The following is a 17435-nucleotide window of genomic DNA, read 5'->3' as shown; positions in this document are numbered from 1 at the left end:
GGTTAGTCCTGCATGATCTTCTTGAGCGCCTGTCCGATACGGACCGGCCCCGGGAAATACGCCCATTCGAGGCTGTGCGGATACGGCGTGTCGAAGCCGGTCACGCGCTCGATCGGCGCTTCGAGATGGTGGAAGCAGCGTTCCTGCACCAGCGCCGACAGCTCGGCACCGAAGCCACCCGTCCGGGTCGCCTCGTGCACGATCATGCAGCGACCGGTCTTCTTCACCGACGCCTCGATCGCCTCGATGTCGAGCGGGACCAGCGTGCGCAGGTCGAGGATTTCGGCGTCGATCCCGGCGGCCTCCACGGTCGCCTGCACGACATGGACCATCGTGCCATAGGCAAGGATGGTCAGGTCGCTGCCCTCGCGCACGACCTTCGCCTTGCCCAGTTCGATCCGGTAATAGCCCTCGGGCACTTCGCCACCCGCATGTTTCGACCAGTTCTGCGCCGGCTTGTCCCAATTGCCGTCGAACGGGCCGTTGTAGATGCGCTTGGGTTCGAAGAAGAGAACCGGGTCGTTGTCCTCGATCGCGGCGATCAGCAGGCCCTTGGCGTCATAGGGCGTCGACGGGATCACCGTCTTGATGCCGCTGACATGGGTGAAGATCCCCTCGGGCGACTGGCTGTGGGTCTGCCCACCGAAGATGCCGCCGCCGAAGGGCGAGCGTACCGTGATCGGCGCGGTGAAGTCGCCGGCCGAGCGATAGCGCAGCCGCGCCGCCTCGCTGACCAGCTGGTCGAGCGCGGGGTAGATATAATCGGCGAACTGGATTTCGGGCACGGGGCGCAGGCCGTAGGCGCCCATGCCGACCGCGACGCCGATGATGCCGCATTCGGTGATCGGCGTGTCGAACACGCGGGTCTTGCCGTATTTCGACTGGAGGCCGGCGGTCGCGCGGAACACGCCGCCGAAATAGCCGACATCCTCGCCCATCACGATCACGCTCGGGTCGCGGTCCATTACGACGTCCATCGCGGAATTGATCGCCTGGATCATGTTCATCCGCGCCATGTCAGTGGCCCTCCTTGCGTGCCCAGGGTCGGCCGGAGGCTTCCTCCTCGGCCATCATCTGCGCCTGTTGTTCGCGAAGGTGCCACGGCATGTCCTCGAACACGCCGTCGAACAGCGTATCGAGTGGCTGGTGCAGGCCGTGGCCGAGGATGCCGTTGGCCTCCGCCGCCTTCTGCGCGGTGCGGACCTGTTCGGCGACCTCGCGGTCCATCGCCGCGTGACGTTCGTCGTCCCACGCGCCGATGTTGACAAGATGCGCCTTCAACCGCGCGATCGGGTCGCCCAGCGGCCACGCCGTCGGCTCACCGGCCGAACGATATTGCGACGGATCGTCCGACGTCGAATGGCCTTCGGCGCGATAGGTGAAATGCTCGATCAGGGTCGGCCCCTGATTGGTCCGCGCGCGCTCGGCGGCCCAGGCGGTCGCGGCATAGACCGCCAGCGCGTCGTTGCCGTCGACGCGCAAACCGGCGATGCCATAGCCGATGGCGCGTGCGGCAAAGGTCGTCGCCTCCGCCCCCGCGAAACCGGAAAAGCTGCTGATCGCCCACTGGTTGTTGACGACGTTGAAGATCACCGGCGCGCGGTAGACGGTGGCGAAGGTCAGCGCCGAGTGGAAGTCGCCCTCCGCGGTGCTCCCCTCCCCGCACCATGTCGCCGCGATCCGGGTATCGCCCTTCGACGCCGACGCCATCGCCCAGCCCACCGCCTGCGGATATTGCGTCGTCAGATTGCCGGAGATCGAGAAGAAGCCGAAGTCCTTCGACGAATACATGATCGGCAGCTGCTTGCCCTGCAACTTGTCGGCCGTGTTCGAATATATCTGGTTCATCATTTCGATCAGCGGATAGTCGCGCGTGATCAGGATGCCCTGCTGACGATAGCTGGGGAAGGTCATGTCGTCGCGGTCGAGTGCCATGGTTCCGGCAACCGCGATCGCCTCTTCGCCGGTGCATTTCATGTAGAAGCTGGTCTTGCCCTGCCGCTGGGCGCGGAACATGCGTTCGTCGAACGCGCGCACCGTCGCCATCTTCAACAGCATCCGCCGCAGCATGTCGGGGTCGAGCCGCGGGTTCCACGGGCCGACCGCCTGCCCCTGTTCGTCCAGCACGCGGACCAGCGTGTAGCTGAGGTCGTGAAAACTGTCGGGCGCGGCGGCGGTATCGGGCCGGGTCTGCGCGCCGGCCGGCGGCACGGCGACGTCGGCGAAATCCACCGCGTCGCCGGGACGGAATTTGGGTTCGGGCACGTGCAGCGCCAGGCGCGGCAGATTCGTGCGGCTATCGCCGGTCATGCACTCTCCATGTCCGCTGCGCTAACCCAGACGGGCACGCAGACTCGTTACAAACGCTTGTTATATAATTTCAACACGCTTGGCGAGAGGCTGGGAGCAATTGTTACGGGGTTTCCCCCGGCATTGACCGGGGGAAACCGGTCAGTTCGTCGGAAAACCGCGCCGCTTGAACAACGCCGTGACATCCGGGTCGCGGTCCCGGAACGCGCGATAGGCTTCCTTGCGATCGGTCTCGTTGCCGGTCGACAGCAACGTCTTGCGGAACCGGTCCGCCGTCGCCTTGTCCCACACATTGCCCGTGGCCGTGAACGCGGCCCAGGTGTCGGCGTCCATCGTTTCCGACCAGAGGTACGAGTAATAACCGGCCGAATAAGCGTCCGAGGAGAACAGGTGATTGAACTGCGGCAGGCGGTGCCGCATCACGATCTCCTTCGGCATGCCGAGCTTCGCCAGCGTGTCGCGTTCGAACGCCGCGACATCGGTCACCGGCGTCTCCCGGTCGTGCAGCTCCATGTCGACGATCGCGGAGGACAGATATTCGACGGTATCGAAGCCCTGGTTGAAGGTCGACGACTTCTCGATCTTGTCGACCAGTGCCTGCGGCATCGGCTGTCCGGTCTGGTAATGCTTGGCATAGCGATCCAGCACGTCGCGGGTCAGCAGCCAGTTCTCGTTCACCTGGCTCGGATATTCCACGAAGTCGCGCGGCGTGCCGGCCAGCCCGGGATAGGTCACGTCCTGCAACAGCGAATGGATCGCGTGGCCGAATTCGTGGAACAGCGTCGACGCATCGTCGAGGCTGATGAGCGTCGGCTGCCCGGCCGCGCCCTTCACGAAATTGTTGTTGTTCGACGCCAGCACGTTCGTCTCGCCGCCCAGCTTCTGCTGCCCGCGATAGCGCGTCGCCCACGCCCCCGACCGCTTGCCGCTGCGCGCGAAGCCGTCGAAATAGAACACGCCGACATTCCGGCCCGTCCGCGCGTCGGTGACGACGAAGGTGCGGACATTCTTTTCGAAAACCGGAATCTGCCCGGTATTCTCGGTGAACTTCAGATCATAGAGCCGCGCCGCCGCGTAGAACGCCCCGGCGAGGATGTTGTCGAGCTGAAGATACGGCTTCACCTCGCTCTCATCGAGGTCGTATTTCGCCTTGCGGACCTTCTCGGCATAGAAGCGATAGTCCCAAGGCGCGATGGTGATGTTGGTGCCGTCCTTCGCGGCCAGCGCCTGCATGTCGGCTACTTCCTCGCGCACCCGCGCTACCGCAGCGGGCCAGACGCGCATCATCAGCGCCTTCGCATTGGCCGGCGTCTCGGCCATCGTGTCGTCCATCCGCAGATAGGCGTGATTGCGGAAGCCGAGCAGCTTCGCCCGCTCCTGTCGCAGTTTCAGGATGGTGGCGATCGTCGCCTTCGTATCGTTGGCGTTGCCATTGTCGCCGCGCATGACGAACGCGCGCCACACCTTTTCGCGCAAGGCCCGGTCGGTGGCATAGGTCAGCACCGGCGCGACCGACGAACGCGTGTTCACGATCGCCCATTTGCCGGCCAGGCCGCGCTCATCCGCCGCCGCCTTCAGCGAGGCGACGAAGCTGTCGGGCAGGCCGGCAAGCTGCTTCGCATCATCGACGACAATCCACGTCTCCTCATCGGCCAGCACCTTCTGGCTGAAGTCGTTATAGGCGACCGACAATTGCTGGTTCAGGCCCGTCACCTGCTGGCGCTGCGCATCGGTCAGCAGGCTGCCGCGACGGACGAAGCTGCGATAGGTCCGCTCCAGCAGGCGCAATTGCTGCGGGTTCAGCTTTTGCGTGGCGCGGGTGTCGTACGCCGCCTTTACCCGCGCGAACAATTTGGGATCGAGGAACAGCTCGTCGTTGAACGCCGACAGTTTCGGCGACCATTCGCGGTCGATCGCCTGCACCTCTTTCGTCGCTAGGTTGCTGGTGTAGACGCCCCACATCGACCCCACCCGGTCCATCATGTCGCCGGCCAGTTGCAGCGGTTCGATGACGGTCTTGAACGTCGCCGGTCGTTTGTCGTCGCGGATCGCATGAATGTCGCGGCGCATCTCCGCCATCGCCACGGGGAAGGCGACCGGGAACATCGCCGGCGTCACCTTGTCCCACGGCGGCACCCCCTGATACGGCCCCGGCCATTTTGCGGTCAGCGGCGTTGCGTCGCGCGTGGCGGCGGGCGCCTGCGGCATCGACGCGGCATGCGCCGCGGGAACGAACAAGGTGGTGGCGAGCAGGGTGCCGATGCGCAGGATCATGCAACTATCCGATTTTCGGGGCTAATTCGTAACGAGCGTAACCATCGGGAGCCGCTTGGCAAGATCGGCGTTGATGCGGCAACGAAACGACACGGGGCTTTCCATGAAGATCACTTCGCTGACCGAACTCGACCGCGTGCGCGACGAAGCGCGCAAGCTGGTGACCAAGCGCGCGCTGGTGTCGGCGGGGGCGTCGGCGGTGCCCGTCCCCGGTGCCGACCTGATCGTCGACGCCAATATCCTGACCAAGCTGCTGCCCGAAATCAGCAACCGGTTCGGGCTGGATGAAAAGCAGGTCGAGGCGTTGGAGCCCGACCGCGCCAAGCAGGTGCTGCTGATCGCCGCCAATCTGGGGAACGGCGTCATCGGCCGGTCGATCACCCGGCGGATCATCACGATGCTGATCCGCAAGGTCGGCGCGCGGTACGCCAGCAAGTCGCTGCTGCGCTTCGTACCCTTTGCGGGACAGATCGCGGCGGCCGGGATCAGCTTCGGCGCGATGAAGCTGGTCGGCAATTCGCATATCGACGATTGCTACGAGACGGTGCGGCGGACGCTGGCATAGGGTCCGCGAGGTTACTTTTACCGTCACCCCGGGCTTGACCCGGGGTCCCGCTTTTCGCCCGATGGCAGAGGAAGAAGCGGGACCCCGGATCAAGTCCGGGGTGACGATGGTGTGTGGGGTCAGCGCTTACTCCGCCGGCACCAGCTCGATCACGTCCAGCATGGATTCGAACCGGGGATAGGGCAGGACGAGCCGCCAGCGCCGCTCGCCGATCCGCTCCAATACGCCCGCCATGTCGCGGTCGCGGTCCTGGCCATATTGCAGGGCCGCCCGCTCATCGCCGAGCAGCAGCGTGCCGAGAAACACGGTGCGGTCGCCATCGGCGAACAGCAGTCCCACCGGCCGCTGCGATCCGCTTTCCTTGTAGAAGCTGCGGACCTGCCCTTCGTCGCTGATCCGGCAGTCGAACGCGGGATAGGCGGTGAAGTCGCGCATCGCGCTGCCAAGGCCACCCAGCTTGAAAACCCGACAGCGATAGCGGCCGGCCGGCGCCATCGGCCCGGCCAGTGCCGCATCCGGCGCGAACAGCGCGCCCTGCGCCGCGATCGCCGCCGGGTCGGCGGCGCGGGCGCGCGGCAGTGCCGCCATCCACGCATCGCGCCAGCGCCGCAACCGGTCGCGGTCGGCCGACGTCGCGACCCGCCGCCAGTCGTCCGGCCCCTGTGCCGGCGGTGCCGCCGTGGCCGAAGCAGACGACGCCACCCGCGCCCCGCCACAGGCCGCAAGCGCGCAACCGGCGAATACCGTCGCCAGCGACAACAGGCGGATCATGCCGCGATCACGCCGCAGTCCAGCCGCCATCGATCGACAGGTTCGCACCCGTGATCGCCTTCGCCTCGTCGCGGCACAGGTACAGCGCGAGGCTGGCGACCTGTTCGGCGGTGACGAATTCCTTGGTCGGCTGTGCCGCCAGCAGCACGTCGTTCATCACCTGCTCGCGCGTCAGCCCGCGCGACGCCATCGTGTCGGGAATCTGCTGTTCGACCAGCGGCGTCCACACATAACCGGGCGAGATGCAGTTGGCGGTGATGCCGCAGGTCGCGACTTCCAGCGCGACCGTCTTGGTCAGGCCGGCAAGCCCGTGCTTGGCGGTGACATAGGCCGACTTGTTGGGGCTGGCGACCAGGCTGTGCGCCGATGCGGTGTTGATGATCCGGCCCCAGCCCACCTTCTTCATGTGCGGCACGGCGGCGCGGATCATGTGGAAGGCGGACGACAGGTTGATCGCCAGGATCGCGTCCCATTTGTCGATCGGAAACTCCTCGATCTTCGCCACATGCTGGATACCGGCATTGTTGACGATGATGTCGACCGACCCGAATTCGGCCGCCGCCTTGTCGACCATTGCCGCGATCTGGTCGGGCTTGGTCATGTCGGCGGCGTCGTAGCGCGCTTCGGCGCCGCTGGTCTCCGCCAGTGCGGCGCGTTCCTTCTCGATCGCGTCTGCATCGCCGAAGCCGTTGATGACGACGGTCGCCCCTTCGGCCGCCAACGCCTTTGCATAGGCGAGGCCGATGCCGGACGTGGAGCCGGTGACGATCGCAGTCTTGCCTTTGAGGAACATCGCTTATCCTTGGCGTTGGTGAAGATGGTGGGTCAGGTCGAACGCGGCGGTGCGCCCGTCGAGGATGTTTTCGGCGACGACGCGGGCGTTGGCCATCGTCTCGGCGATGGCGGCGCGGCCGGCGGCCCAATGCTCCTCCAGCGCGCGTGCCGAAAATTCGAAATCGCGCGCACCGCCTTCCCAGCGGTTCGCGCGGTAGATCAGGTGGACGAGGCTCAAGGGATGCTCGTCGGCCATCGCCTCCAGCGCGCGCACATCGGCATCGTCGCGCAGGTCGGCGGGCAGCTTGGCCGTCAGCCGGCGGATCAGTTCGCGTTCCTGCCGCAACCGCAGCCGTTCGGCGGTCACCTGTCGCGTGCGGCTGGAAAAGCGGATTTCCTTTTCGCGCGCCACGACGTCGCCGATGGTGCGCGGGAGGTCCGCCTCGGCGGAGAACAGGTCGACCTGGAACACCAGCATCGGATCGCGCTGATGGTCGAGGATATGGGTCAGCGGCGTATTGCTGACCAGGCCGCCGTCCCAATACCAGCGCCCGTCGATCTCGACCGGAGCCAGTCCCGGCGGCAGCGCGCCCGACGCCATGACGTGGCGCGCGTCGATCCGTTCGCGCGCGCTGTCGAAATAGACGAAATTGCCGCTTTCGATATCGACCGCCCCGACCGACAGCCGCACCGGGCCGTCGTTCACCAGATTCCAGTCGACCAGCGTGTCGAGCGTTTCGCGTAAAGGTGCCGTGTCGTAATAGCTGAGCGCGCCCGGCGTCCCCGGCGCGGCGAATTGCGGGGGAACCCCACGCGGGCGAAAGAAGCCGGGCACGCCGGTCGCCAGCACGACGCCGGCCGACCATTCATGCACCCATTCGCGCACCCGGTCATTGGGCAGGATCGGGAACCACGGCAGCACGCCCGCCGCCGTCTGCCAGAATTGCCGCAGCCGTTCGATCCGGCGTTCGGGCGGGTTGCCGGCCACGATCGCGGCGTTGATCGCACCGATCGAGATGCCGGCGACCCAGTCGATCTCGATCTGCGACTCTCCCAGACGTTCGATCACGCCCGCCTGGTAACTGCCCAACGCCCCGCCGCCCTGCAGCACCAGCGCAACGCAGTCGGGCAAGGGCAGTCCGGCGGGAGATTGTCGACGCAAACGGGGATCAGCTTCGGCCATCGACGATACTTTGCGCATTATACGAACCGGGTTCAACGCCCCTTCAACCGATTTCATCGCGGCAGGTTGCAACATCGTGACCGTTTCGCGCATTTCAGTACGCAGCTTCAACGATTGGACCGCCGCCCATGCGCCTCGACGATCTCGATCCATCCAGTAATGTCGACGACCTTGGCCGCGGCGGTGGCGGGGGCGGCGGGCTGAACCTGCTGGGGTTCCTGCCGCTGCTGCTCGGGCGCGGCCTTGGTTGTGGCACGATCGGCATCATCGCGATCATCGGTGTCGCGTTCCTGATGTTTTCGGGCGGCGGAGGCCTGGTCGGCGGCGGATCGCAGGCACCGAGCACGCAGCAGGGTTCGGCGCAGGACGTGCCGTGCGACACCGCCGAGGAACTGTTCGCCTGCCGCGTGCTGAAATCGACCGAGCAGGTCTGGGGCCAGATCTATGCCGATCAGGGCGCGCGCTACACGCCGCCGCGCCTGCGCTTCTATGAGCAGGGTGCGCAGTCGGGTTGCGGCGCGGCGCAGTCGGCGATGGGGCCGTTCTATTGCCCGCCCGATCGCGGCGTCTATCTCGACACCGGCTTCTTCCGCGAATTGTCGCAGAAATACGGTGCGGGCGGCGACTTCGCACAGGCCTATGTCGTCGCACACGAGGTCGGCCATCATATCCAGAACCTGACCGGACAGGCCGAAGCGGTCAGCCGCGCGCAGCAGACGCTGCCGACGGAGCAAGGGAATGCCCAGTCGGTACGGCTGGAGCTGCAGGCGGACTGCTATGCCGGCGTGTGGGCGAAGCGCAGCGGTCGGATGGAGCCGGGCGATATCGAGGAAGGGCTGCGCGCTGCCGAGGCGATCGGCGACGACCGGTTGCAGGGCAATCGCGCCTCGCCCGAGAGCTTTACCCATGGCACGTCGGCCCAGCGCGCCTATTGGCTCAAGCGCGGCTATGAAACGGGCGATCCCGCCCGGTGTGATACGTTTTCAGGGACGATTTGATGAGTGTTGCGTTTCGTAGAGAGGATGACGACGAACATAAGGAGCCGCGGTTCGAACTGCCCCTGCCGCCCGGCCCGAACCTGGTGACCCGGCGCGGGCTGGCGGCGATGGCGGCGCAGGTCGCGCGGCTGGAGGGTGAGCTGGACGCGGCGGATGGCGATGCCGAGCGCATTACCGCGATCAAGCGCGACCTGCGCTATTGGCGGACGCGGCATTCGACGGCGCAGATCGCCCCGGTCCCGACCGACGAGGTCGCGTTCGGATCGCGCGTCACCTATACGCTGAACGGGCAGCGCAAGACGATCGAACTGGTCGGCAGCGACGAGGCCGATCCGGCGGCGGGGCGCATCCCCTTCACCGCGCCGCTCGCGTTGGCGATGACCGGGCTGATGGCGGGCGAAACGGCCGATTTCGGCGGGTGCAGCGACGCGCTCGAAGTGATCGAGACCGGCCCGATCGAGCCATGACCCGTATCCTGGTCGATGCCGATGCCTGCCCGGTGAAGGACGAGGTGTACCGCGTCGCCGAACGGCATGGCGCCAAGGTATCGATCGTCAGCAACAGCCATTTCCGCCTGCCGGTGCTGCCGTGGGTCGAGCGGGTGGTGGTGTCGGACGGGTTCGACGCGGCGGACGACTGGATCGCGGAAGCGGCGGATGCCGACTGTGTGGTCATCACCGCCGATATCCTGCTGGCGGATCGGTGCCTGAAGGCCGGGGCGACCGTGCTGGCACCCAATGGCAAGCCGTTTACCGGCGCATCGATCGGCAGCGCGATCGCGACGCGGGCGATCATGGCCGACCTGCGCGCGGGCGGCGATCAGCTGGGCGGGCCGGCACCGTTCGGCAAGACCGACCGCTCGCGCTTCCTGCAAGCGCTCGACGCCGCGCTGGTGCGGCTGGCCCGCCAACGATAGGAGACGCCCATGGCCGAAAAATTCGAACGTCACCGCCAGCCCTGGCGCCCCGATGAAATCCAGAAGCTGCACCAGCTGGCCGGGAAAGGCATGGCGCTGAAGGCACTGGCGAAGGCGCTGACGCGGAGCGAGGAATCGATCAAGGATCGTGCGAAGGAAGACGGGCTGAAGATCGCGAAATTGCGCTGAGCCCCTGTCCTCCCCGGCACGGGGAAGGGAACCAGCGAAGCTGGTGGAGGGGGCGGTCCGCTGACGCCGCGGTTCCGTATGCCGACACCCCCCTCCACCGTCCTTCGGACGGTCCCCCTCCCCGCATAGCGGGGAGGATCTTGGTTACAGCTTTACCAGCATCTTGCCCTTGTTCTGGCCGCTGAACAGGCCGAGGAACGCATCGGGCATCTGCTCCAGCCCTTCCACGACCGTTTCCTCGCGCTGGAAATTGCCGCTGGCGACGATTTCGCCCATGCCCTGCTGGAAGTCGCCGATCTGGCCGAGATAGTCGCTGACGATGAAGCCCTGGATACGGATGCGCGCGGCGATGACGCGCATCAGGTAGCGCAAGGCAGTCGGCTGCGACGCGTTATAGCCATCGATCATGCCGCAGATCGCAAAGCGCGCATTCTGGTTCGCATGGGCCAGCGCCGCGTCGAGATGGTCGCCGCCGACATTGTCGAAATAGACGTCGATGCCGTTCGGTGCGGCGGCACCCAGCGCCTTCACCAGCGGCACGTCGCCCTTGTAATCGATCACGTGATCGGCGCCGAGCGAGCGGACCCATTCGACCTTTTCCGCGCCGCCGGCCGAGCCGATGACGGTCATGCCCTTCGCCTTGGCGATCTGCACCACGACCGATCCGACCGCACCCGCCGCCGCCGAGACGAACACCGTGTCACCGGGCTTGGCCTCGGCAACCGTCAGCAGGCCGAACCATGCGGTCATGCCGGTCAGGCCCAGCGCGCCGAGAAACGCCTGTTCGGGCAGGTCGATATCGGGCAGCTTCTGCACGCCCTTCGCCGGCACGATCGCCTCGTCACGCCACCCGGCCATGTGCTGCACGCGGGTTCCGACCGGCACGTCGGCCGCGCGGCTCTCGATCACCTCGCCCACCGCGCCGCCGTCCATCGGGGCATCCAGCTGGAACGGCGGCACATAGCTTTTCACGTCGTTCATCCGGCCGCGCATATAGGGGTCGACCGACAGCCAACGATTGGCGATGCGGACCTCGCCCTCGGCCAGTTCGCGCTGTGGCAGTTCGCGGAACGCGAAATCCTCCATCACCGGCATACCCTGTGGACGCCGTACCAGATACCACGCCTTCGCCATGTTCACTGCTCCATATCAGTTTCGTAGCGCAACTTAAGCAGCGACCGCCCAAAAGCAAAGGGGCCCGGTTTCCCGAGCCCCTCCAATGTCATCGCTGCGAACCGGTCAGTAGGTGCCGGGGAAGCTGCGATTGAGGTTCGTGTCGCTATCGGTGGTCGAACCCGACAGCCCGGTGCCGGTCGTGGTACCCGACGTGCTGGTTCCAGTCGTGGTACCCGATACGCCGGTCCCGGCCGTGGTCGAGGTGCCTGCGCCCAGCGCCTGGCCGGTCGTGGTCGACGCGCCGTAGCGGTTGGCTTCGTGCGTACGGTCTTCGTTGCCGGTCTGGCTACCGAAGCGGTCGCTGCCATAGCGCTGCTGCGACTGATTGCCGAACATCGCCTGCTGCTGTTCCTCGTCGCGCCATGCCTGCTTGGCTTCGCTGGCGGTTTTGCGCAGCTTCACCTTGCCGTCGACCGACGATACCCAGCGCGACGGGATCGAATGGTGATGGCCACCGGCGTCCTTGTCGGTCTTCGTCAGGATGATGCGGTCGCCGCGCACCTTGTCCACCGTGCCTACATGTTCGTCGTCCGAACCGACGACTTCCATATGCTCGGTCACCTGGTTCAGGCTGTCGCGCTGCGTCTGGCGTTCGGTGCGGAACGCGCTGAATTCGCTCTGGAAACGCTGCGAGTTTTCCTGGCGATATTCGTCATAGTCGCGGTCGAACGCGCTAACCTGCGTATCGCGCCACGACCGATAGGCGTGGTCGCTGTGACGGTCGTCATAACGCGCCATCTGCTCGTCATAGCGTTGATCGCGCTCGCGGCGACGCTCTGCGTCCTCATCACCGAACCACGACCGGACTTCGTCGCCGGCACGGGCGAGGAAACCGCGATCGGCGACATCATAGTCGAGATTGTCGCGCTGACGATCGCGGTCACCGCGGAGGCGGTCATTGCCATAACGCGCGCTGCGTTCGCCCTGATCGCCGAAACGGTTGCCGTCGGTCGAATAACCACCGCGATACCGGTCACCCTGCGTGCCGTAGCTGCTGCCCTGCGAGCCATAGCTGCGCGATCCGCGATCGGCATGATCGAAGTCGCGGCTGCCATAGCTCCGGTCACGATCGCTGCCATACCCCCGGTCGCGATCGGTGCCATAGCTAGACCCATAGGACGAGCGGCCGCCATAATAGTCGCGATTGCCCTGTTCGTCGCGCTGCTGCGATCCGCTGCCGTAGCTCTGGCTGCCGTAACCACCCTGGCCACGATCGTCCCGGTCCCGCCAGCGGCTATCGTCGTTGCGGTTGTTGCGCGACCAGTCGTCGTCGCGCGAATTGCGATCATAGGCCATGAAAATCTCCTGCAGATGGTTCATGTTATCGCGGCGCGGCAGCAAGTTGGCTGCTGCCATGTCGTATCCCAAGAAGCACCGACCCGGCGGATGGTTCCGGCACATCCGGTACGCGCACGACGAAGGGGCCTGCCGCAGCGACCGGTTGCGACGCCATGATTTTGATCCGGAAATGCGCGAGACCCGTTGCATCCGCATTTTGGGGCCGCTAAGGGATCGGCCCCGGTAAAGTCCGGGCACGGGGCGGGGCTGTAGCTCAGATGGGAGAGCGCTGCAATCGCACTGCAGAGGTCAGGGGTTCGATTCCCCTCAGCTCCACCACCCCGCCACTTTCCGCCATCGCCATGATCCCGCTGCGTGCCGACGCACCGTTTACGCATGGCCCATTGCCGTCCGTTGATAGCGGAGCAATACCCCACTAAAGTAATGGGATTATTCCCCGCCCCGCCCCGATGCCTACAGCGGGCATCGACATCGCCGCGATCGGCGATTTTGAAACGGGGAGATCGGGTTTGAAGCCATTTATCGCACCGCTCGCGGCTGTTGCGCTGCTGGGTCTGGCGGCATGTTCGGGCAATAGCGCCGTCGAGAATGCCGCGATCGACAACAGCACGGTCGAGACGAACCTGACCTCGCTCGACGAACCGCTGGCCAATGACACCGCGCTTGGCAACGACGTCGCCCTGCCCGGCGACAATGTGGTGCTGAACGACGCGACGCCCAATGCGACCGATCCGGTGGCGAACGCCGCGGGCCTTTGAGTTTCGCCGCGCCCCGCGCGCGGCCTTCCGCATCGCTTTGGTTAGCTCCCTAAGCGCAACTCGGGCCGGACGGTGCATGCCGCCCGGCCCTTTTTATTCCGCGAGCCTGTCCGATGACCCTGCCCGATGACGACCGACGCCGCGCGATCGACCATGCGACCCGTGCCCTGTCGAGTGCGCGCATGGCATGGCGACAGGCGCAGCCCAGCCGACGCCAGCCGGGCGACTTTCCGCGCCGGGCGCCATTGGCGCGCGCGGTCGAGCTGTTGGCGGCGGCGCTGTTCCCGGCGCGGATCGGCGGGTTCGTCGGCGATCCGGCGGCGGAGGATCGTTTCGTCGCCGAACGGCTGACCGAGGCGTTCGCGCTGCTCGATGCCGCGATCGTTGCCGAATTCGCCTATTGGCGCGATGCCGCCGGGATCGAGGCCGCTGCCGACCGTCCGGCGGAGATCCTGCGGTTGTTCGCCGGTACGCTGTCGCGGGTGCGGGCATTGCTCGATACCGATGTGGCGGCGATCTTTCGCGGCGATCCGGCCGCGCGCAGCGTCGATGAAATCCTGATCTGCCATCCCGGCGCGACCGCGATCCTGCACCACCGGCTGGCGCATGAGCTGGATTCGCTGGGCGCGCCGATCGTCGCGCGGATCGTGTCGGAAATCGCCAACGAACGCACCGGCATCGACATTCATCCCGGTGCCACGATCGGGCCGGGCTTCTTCATCGACCATGGCACCGGCGTCGTGATCGGCGAGACGGCGGTCATCGGCGCGCGGGTGCGGCTGTACCAGCACGTCACGCTGGGCGCACGCACCCCGCACCGGTCGCAGCCGCGCGGCGACAGCGGCCCCTTTGCCGAGCGGATTCCCCGCCACCCGATCGTCGGCGACGACGTGGTGATCTATGCCGGGGCGACGATCCTCGGCCGGGTGAAGATCGGCGACCGCGCGGTGATCGGCGGCAATGTGTGGTTGTTGAAGGATGTCGCGCCGCACACCGTCATCGTCCAGCCCGAGGCGGTCGAGGCGTCCTGATCTTTTGACGGCCTTTCGGGGACGCAGGCGAAACGAAATCGGTCACCCTGACGTTGTGCGGTGAACGATGATAAAGGTAGCCAGCTACAATATGCGCAAAGCGATCGGGACCGATCGCCGCCGCATGCCCGAACGCACGCTGGAGGTGCTGCGCGAGGTCGATGCCGACATCATCGCGCTGCAGGAATGCGACCGCCGGCTGGGCGAGCGCGCCGGGGTGATCCCGCTCAACATGCTGGACGACCACAGCCCGTGGAAGCCGGTGCCGATCGCCATCCGCGCGCAGTCAATGGGCTGGCACGGCAATGCCCTGCTGGTGCGCAAGGACGCGACGATCAGCGCGCCCCGGCGGATCGAGATCCCGGCGCTGGAACCGCGCGGCGCGGTGCGGGCCGATGTGACGCTGAACGGCATGACGGTTCGGGTCGTGGGCATGCATCTCGACCTGTCCGGGTTGTGGCGGCGCAAGCAGGCGCATGCGATCCTGCACGACGTCGATGGGTGCCAGCCGCCGCTGCCGAGCGTTTTGATGGGCGACCTGAACGAATGGACGCCGCAATCGGGGTGCCTGCGCGATTTCGGGCGGAACCATCGTTTCGCCGAGACCGGCCCCAGCTTCCATGCGCGGCACCCGGTCGGGCGGCTCGACCGGATCATGGTGTCGAGCGGACTGCGCGTCGTCGATTCGGGTACCCATCACAGCGCCGCCGCGCGCAAGGCGTCGGACCATCTGCCGATCTGGGCGACGCTCGACGCGGCATGAGCGATACGCCGCCCCCGCTCCACGACCGCGAATTGCGACTGGCGCTGGTCTGCTACGGCGGGATCAGCCTTGCGGTCTACATGCACGGGGTGGTCAAGGAGGTGTGGCACATCGCCCGCGCCAGCCGCGCGATGCAGGACGATGGCGATGCGCTGGGCGGCAGTGCCGGGGTGTATCAGGCGATGCTGCACGAGCTGGCGGCTCTGAGCGGTATCCGGCTGCGGGTGCTGGTCGATATCGTCGCCGGGGCGAGTGCGGGCGGGATCAACGGCGTGTTCCTGGCGCATGCGGTCGCGACCGGCCAGTCGCTCGACCCGCTGACCGAGCTGTGGCTGGAGGGCGCGGACATCGAGGCGCTGATCGATCCGGCACAGGCTCCGGCCAGCGCGCTGTCGCGCCCCTGGGCACGGCCGATCGCTTGGATGGCGCTGGGCCGCGAGGGCGAGGACGTGTCGAGCGTCGACGTCGCCGCGCGCGACGAACTGCGCGCCAAGCTCGACCGGTTCGTGCGCGCGCGGTGGTTCGAACCGCCGTTCGGCGGGCGGGCGATGGTCGACATGCTGCTGAATGCGTTCGCGGCGATGGCGGCGGGGCCGGTCGGGCCACGGCTGTTGCCGCCGGGCCAGCCGCTCGACCTGTTCGTCACCGTCACCGACTTTGCGGGGCACCCCGAACTGCTGCGGCTCAATTCGCCCAAGGAGGTGGTGGAGACCGAGCATCGCATCGTCATCGGCTTTTCCGACCATGGCGACGGGCCGCTCGCCGATCCCGCCGAATTGGTGTTCGCGGCGCGGGCGACGTCGAGTTTCCCGGGTGCGTTTCCGCCGTTCCGGGTCGGGGAGCTGGATGCGGCGCTCAAGGACCGGGGCACCGACTGGCCGGGGCGCGAGGCGTTCCTGCGCCGGGTGCTGCCGCGACAGGCGGCGGTGGGGATGGTCGAGCAGGCGGCGCTGATCGACGGATCGGTGCTGGCGAACGCCCCGTTCCGCCCGGCGATCGATGCGCTGCGCGAACGCCCGGCACGGCGGCAGATCGACCGGCGCTTCGTCTATCTGGACCCCGCGCCCAACCACAAGTTCGGGATCGGCCCGGAGACCAAGGGGCCGCCGACCTTCTTCCAGACGATTCTGGGCGCGCTGTCCGAACTGCCGCGCAAGCAGCCGATCCGCGACAATCTGGACGCGATCCAGCGTCGGTCGGAACGGATCGAGCGGATGCTGGCGATCGTCGAGAAGCTGCGCGCCGGGGTCGAGGCGGAGGTCGAGCAGCTGTTCGGCTATACGCTGTTCCTCGATTGGCCGACCCCTTCGCGGCTGGCCGGCTGGCGACAGCGGGCGCAGGTGCAGGCGGCCAAGCGTGCCGGATATGGCCATGCCGCCTATGGCCTGCTGAAGATCGACCAAGTGCTCGACCGGTTGGCCGATCGTATCGCGACGCTGGCTGACGACCCCTCGTCCGATCGCCGGCGGCGGCTGCGCGCGGCGTTCCACCGGATCGTCGTGGAGCGCGGCGCCGACCAGTTCGACGGCGACGGTGCGGCAACGGCGTCGATCGATTTCCTGCGCGCGCACGACCTGGCGTTTCGCATCCGGCGGCTGCGGCTGCTGGTGCGGACGGTTTCGGCAATGGAGCCGGAACAGGATGCGGCGGCGCTGGCCCCGGTGCGCGAGGCGATCTTTGCCAGCCTGACCCCTTATCTGGCGTGCGAGCATGCCGATCATTTCGCCGCCGTCCGGCGACAGGCCGCCGACAAGCGTGCCGATCCGGCCGAGCTGCTGGCGGCGATGGCGGCGGCGATGGACCTGGCGACGCTCGACGCGCGTGCCGAGGAGCATTTGTCGGCGGCGCTGTCCGCCGCCCCGCGCGAGATCCGCCGGCCGGTGCTGCTCGCCTATCTGGGCTTTCCGTTCTTCGACATCGCGACGCTGCCGCTGCTGGGCGGCGAGGGGCTGGACGAATTCGATCCGGTACGGGTCGACCGGATCGCCCCCGACGACGCCCCCTCGATCCGCGCGGGCGGGGCCGAGGCGACGCTGAAGGGCATCCGCTTTAACAATTTCGGGGCGTTCTTCAGCCGGTCGTACCGCGAGAACGACTATCTGTGGGGCCGCCTGCACGGGGCGGAGCGGATGATCGACATCGCGCTGTCGACGCTGCCGGGTGACGTCCGCCTGCCGCCGGGCTGGATCACCCGGCACAAGCGCGCCGCGTTCCTGGCTATCCTCGATGAAGAGGAGCCGCGGCTGACGACGATCCAGCCGCTGTTCGACGAATTGCGCGCGGAGATCGGTTAGCGGCGACGGGTAAAGCCCACACAGAAGAAGCGGGACCCCGGATCACGTCCGGGGTGACGGTTGAGGCTGGCGGTGGTGTCCGACAAGCCTGCCCTGCCGCTATTGGAAATTCCTGACCGACCGGCGTAAGGATA

General features: G+C 66.8%; 17 protein-coding genes and 1 tRNA gene. 10 read left to right on the top strand and 8 right to left on the bottom strand.

Annotated elements, in window-relative coordinates; all coding sequences use genetic code 11:
• Positions 1-2: 2 nt before the first annotated feature.
• The 3 genes from ASE67_RS15725 to ASE67_RS15715 all read right to left on the bottom strand — a co-directional run bounded on the left by ASE67_RS15725 (position 3) and on the right by ASE67_RS15715 (position 4584).
• Entirely contained in the window at positions 3-1007 is a 1005-nt protein-coding gene (locus tag ASE67_RS15725) for an alpha-ketoacid dehydrogenase subunit beta (RefSeq protein ID WP_055763687.1), read from the bottom strand.
• Between the two features lie 10 nt (positions 1008-1017).
• Positions 1018-2310: a 3-methyl-2-oxobutanoate dehydrogenase (2-methylpropanoyl-transferring) subunit alpha gene (locus ASE67_RS15720; protein WP_055763512.1), complete on the bottom strand. Its 1293-nt coding sequence runs from the start codon at positions 2308-2310 to the stop codon at positions 1018-1020.
• A 141-nt stretch (positions 2311-2451) separates the two neighbouring features.
• Positions 2452-4584: a M3 family metallopeptidase gene (locus ASE67_RS15715; protein ID WP_055763510.1), complete on the bottom strand. Its 2133-nt coding sequence runs from the start codon at positions 4582-4584 to the stop codon at positions 2452-2454.
• Between the two features lie 103 nt (positions 4585-4687).
• Here ASE67_RS15715 and ASE67_RS15710 point away from each other — a divergent pair, with 103 nt between their 5' ends.
• On the top strand, positions 4688-5149 hold the full coding sequence (locus tag ASE67_RS15710) for a hypothetical protein (RefSeq protein ID WP_055763508.1): 462 nt from the start codon (positions 4688-4690) through the stop codon (positions 5147-5149).
• A gap of 126 nt (positions 5150-5275) precedes the next feature.
• On the opposite strand, the gene ASE67_RS15705 is transcribed toward ASE67_RS15710, so the two are convergent.
• From ASE67_RS15705 to ASE67_RS15695, 3 genes are read right to left on the bottom strand one after another with little or no spacing between them, the layout of a single operon-like run.
• Positions 5276-5950: a DUF4893 domain-containing protein gene (locus ASE67_RS15705; RefSeq protein WP_235511940.1), complete on the bottom strand. Its 675-nt coding sequence runs from the start codon at positions 5948-5950 to the stop codon at positions 5276-5278.
• The gene (locus tag ASE67_RS15700; RefSeq protein ID WP_055763506.1) at positions 5928-6713 is read right to left on the bottom strand and encodes a 3-hydroxybutyrate dehydrogenase; all 786 of its coding nucleotides are present in this window, start codon (positions 6711-6713) and stop codon (positions 5928-5930) included. Before ASE67_RS15700 ends, ASE67_RS15705 begins: the two co-directional genes overlap by 23 nt.
• Positions 6714-6716: 3 nt before the next feature.
• Positions 6717-7877, bottom strand: a complete 1161-nt coding sequence (locus tag ASE67_RS15695) for a patatin-like phospholipase family protein (RefSeq protein WP_082457199.1) — start codon at positions 7875-7877, stop codon at positions 6717-6719.
• Positions 7878-8005: 128 nt separating this feature from the next.
• Here ASE67_RS15695 and ypfJ point away from each other — a divergent pair, with 128 nt between their 5' ends.
• From ypfJ to ASE67_RS15675, 4 genes are read left to right on the top strand one after another with little or no spacing between them, the layout of a single operon-like run.
• On the top strand, positions 8006-8875 hold the full coding sequence (ypfJ, locus tag ASE67_RS15690; RefSeq protein WP_055763504.1) for a KPN_02809 family neutral zinc metallopeptidase: 870 nt from the start codon (positions 8006-8008) through the stop codon (positions 8873-8875).
• A complete protein-coding gene (locus ASE67_RS15685) occupies positions 8875-9342 on the top strand; it encodes a GreA/GreB family elongation factor (protein WP_055763502.1) in 468 nt (155 codons plus the stop codon). Before ypfJ ends, ASE67_RS15685 begins: the two co-directional genes overlap by 1 nt.
• Entirely contained in the window at positions 9339-9791 is a 453-nt protein-coding gene (locus tag ASE67_RS15680; RefSeq protein WP_055763500.1) for a YaiI/YqxD family protein, read from the top strand. The genes ASE67_RS15685 and ASE67_RS15680 overlap by 4 nt, the downstream gene beginning before the upstream one ends.
• 9 nt (positions 9792-9800) lie before the next feature.
• A complete protein-coding gene (locus ASE67_RS15675) occupies positions 9801-9980 on the top strand; it encodes a hypothetical protein (RefSeq protein WP_055763497.1) in 180 nt (59 codons plus the stop codon).
• Between the two features lie 144 nt (positions 9981-10124).
• Here ASE67_RS15675 and ASE67_RS15670 read toward each other — a convergent pair whose 3' ends face one another.
• Positions 10125-11114, bottom strand: a complete 990-nt coding sequence (locus ASE67_RS15670) for an NADP-dependent oxidoreductase (protein ID WP_082457185.1) — start codon at positions 11112-11114, stop codon at positions 10125-10127.
• Positions 11115-11219: 105 nt separating this feature from the next.
• The gene (locus ASE67_RS15665; RefSeq protein ID WP_055763495.1) at positions 11220-12512 is read right to left on the bottom strand and encodes a DUF2171 domain-containing protein; all 1293 of its coding nucleotides are present in this window, start codon (positions 12510-12512) and stop codon (positions 11220-11222) included.
• Positions 12513-12697: 185 nt separating this feature from the next.
• Between ASE67_RS15665 and ASE67_RS15660 the strand changes: the two genes are divergently transcribed.
• The 5 genes from ASE67_RS15660 (at position 12698) to ASE67_RS15640 (ending at position 17301) form a co-directional block, all read left to right on the top strand.
• Positions 12698-12773: transfer RNA gene (locus ASE67_RS15660), tRNA-Ala, on the top strand.
• A gap of 191 nt (positions 12774-12964) precedes the next feature.
• On the top strand, positions 12965-13213 hold the full coding sequence (locus ASE67_RS15655) for a hypothetical protein (RefSeq protein WP_156348645.1): 249 nt from the start codon (positions 12965-12967) through the stop codon (positions 13211-13213).
• Positions 13214-13326: 113 nt separating this feature from the next.
• Positions 13327-14244 (top strand): serine O-acetyltransferase EpsC, encoded by a 918-nt coding sequence (epsC, locus tag ASE67_RS15650; protein ID WP_055763490.1) that lies wholly within the window; start codon positions 13327-13329, stop codon positions 14242-14244.
• A 67-nt stretch (positions 14245-14311) separates the two neighbouring features.
• A complete protein-coding gene (locus ASE67_RS15645; protein WP_055763488.1) occupies positions 14312-15007 on the top strand; it encodes an endonuclease/exonuclease/phosphatase family protein in 696 nt (231 codons plus the stop codon).
• A complete protein-coding gene (locus ASE67_RS15640) occupies positions 15004-17301 on the top strand; it encodes a patatin-like protein (protein WP_055763486.1) in 2298 nt (765 codons plus the stop codon). The genes ASE67_RS15645 and ASE67_RS15640 overlap by 4 nt, the downstream gene beginning before the upstream one ends.
• Positions 17302-17435 lie beyond the last annotated feature (134 nt).

The organism is Sphingomonas sp. Leaf23 (assembly GCF_001421585.1).
Taxonomy (GTDB): Bacteria; Pseudomonadota; Alphaproteobacteria; order Sphingomonadales; family Sphingomonadaceae; genus Sphingomonas.
Note: the sequence above shows the minus strand (reverse complement) of the source record. Positions and strands in the feature narration are given on the sequence as shown.

Bases quoted from the DNA above. Each gene is read 5' to 3' on its own strand.
- ASE67_RS15715 (WP_055763510.1), bottom strand. From the start codon at position 4,584: ATGATCCTGCGCATCGGCACCCTGCTCGCCACCACCTTGTTCGTTCCC.
- ASE67_RS15705 (WP_235511940.1), bottom strand. From the start codon at position 5,950: ATGGCGGCTGGACTGCGGCGTGATCGCGGCATGATCCGCCTGTTGTCG.
- ASE67_RS15680 (WP_055763500.1), top strand. From the start codon at position 9,339: ATGACCCGTATCCTGGTCGATGCCGATGCCTGCCCGGTGAAGGACGAG.
- ASE67_RS15685 (WP_055763502.1), top strand. From the start codon at position 8,875: ATGAGTGTTGCGTTTCGTAGAGAGGATGACGACGAACATAAGGAGCCG.
- ASE67_RS15700 (WP_055763506.1), bottom strand. From the start codon at position 6,713: ATGTTCCTCAAAGGCAAGACTGCGATCGTCACCGGCTCCACGTCCGGC.
- ASE67_RS15720 (WP_055763512.1), bottom strand. From the start codon at position 2,310: ATGACCGGCGATAGCCGCACGAATCTGCCGCGCCTGGCGCTGCACGTG.
- ASE67_RS15725 (WP_055763687.1), bottom strand. From the start codon at position 1,007: ATGAACATGATCCAGGCGATCAATTCCGCGATGGACGTCGTAATGGAC.
- ypfJ (WP_055763504.1), top strand. From the start codon at position 8,006: ATGCGCCTCGACGATCTCGATCCATCCAGTAATGTCGACGACCTTGGC.
- ASE67_RS15665 (WP_055763495.1), bottom strand. From the start codon at position 12,512: ATGGCAGCAGCCAACTTGCTGCCGCGCCGCGATAACATGAACCATCTG.
- ASE67_RS15640 (WP_055763486.1), top strand. From the start codon at position 15,004: ATGAGCGATACGCCGCCCCCGCTCCACGACCGCGAATTGCGACTGGCG.
- ASE67_RS15675 (WP_055763497.1), top strand. From the start codon at position 9,801: ATGGCCGAAAAATTCGAACGTCACCGCCAGCCCTGGCGCCCCGATGAA.
- ASE67_RS15645 (WP_055763488.1), top strand. From the start codon at position 14,312: ATGATAAAGGTAGCCAGCTACAATATGCGCAAAGCGATCGGGACCGAT.
- ASE67_RS15670 (WP_082457185.1), bottom strand. From the start codon at position 11,114: ATGGCGAAGGCGTGGTATCTGGTACGGCGTCCACAGGGTATGCCGGTG.
- ASE67_RS15695 (WP_082457199.1), bottom strand. From the start codon at position 7,877: ATGGCCGAAGCTGATCCCCGTTTGCGTCGACAATCTCCCGCCGGACTG.
- epsC (WP_055763490.1), top strand. From the start codon at position 13,327: ATGACCCTGCCCGATGACGACCGACGCCGCGCGATCGACCATGCGACC.
- ASE67_RS15710 (WP_055763508.1), top strand. From the start codon at position 4,688: ATGAAGATCACTTCGCTGACCGAACTCGACCGCGTGCGCGACGAAGCG.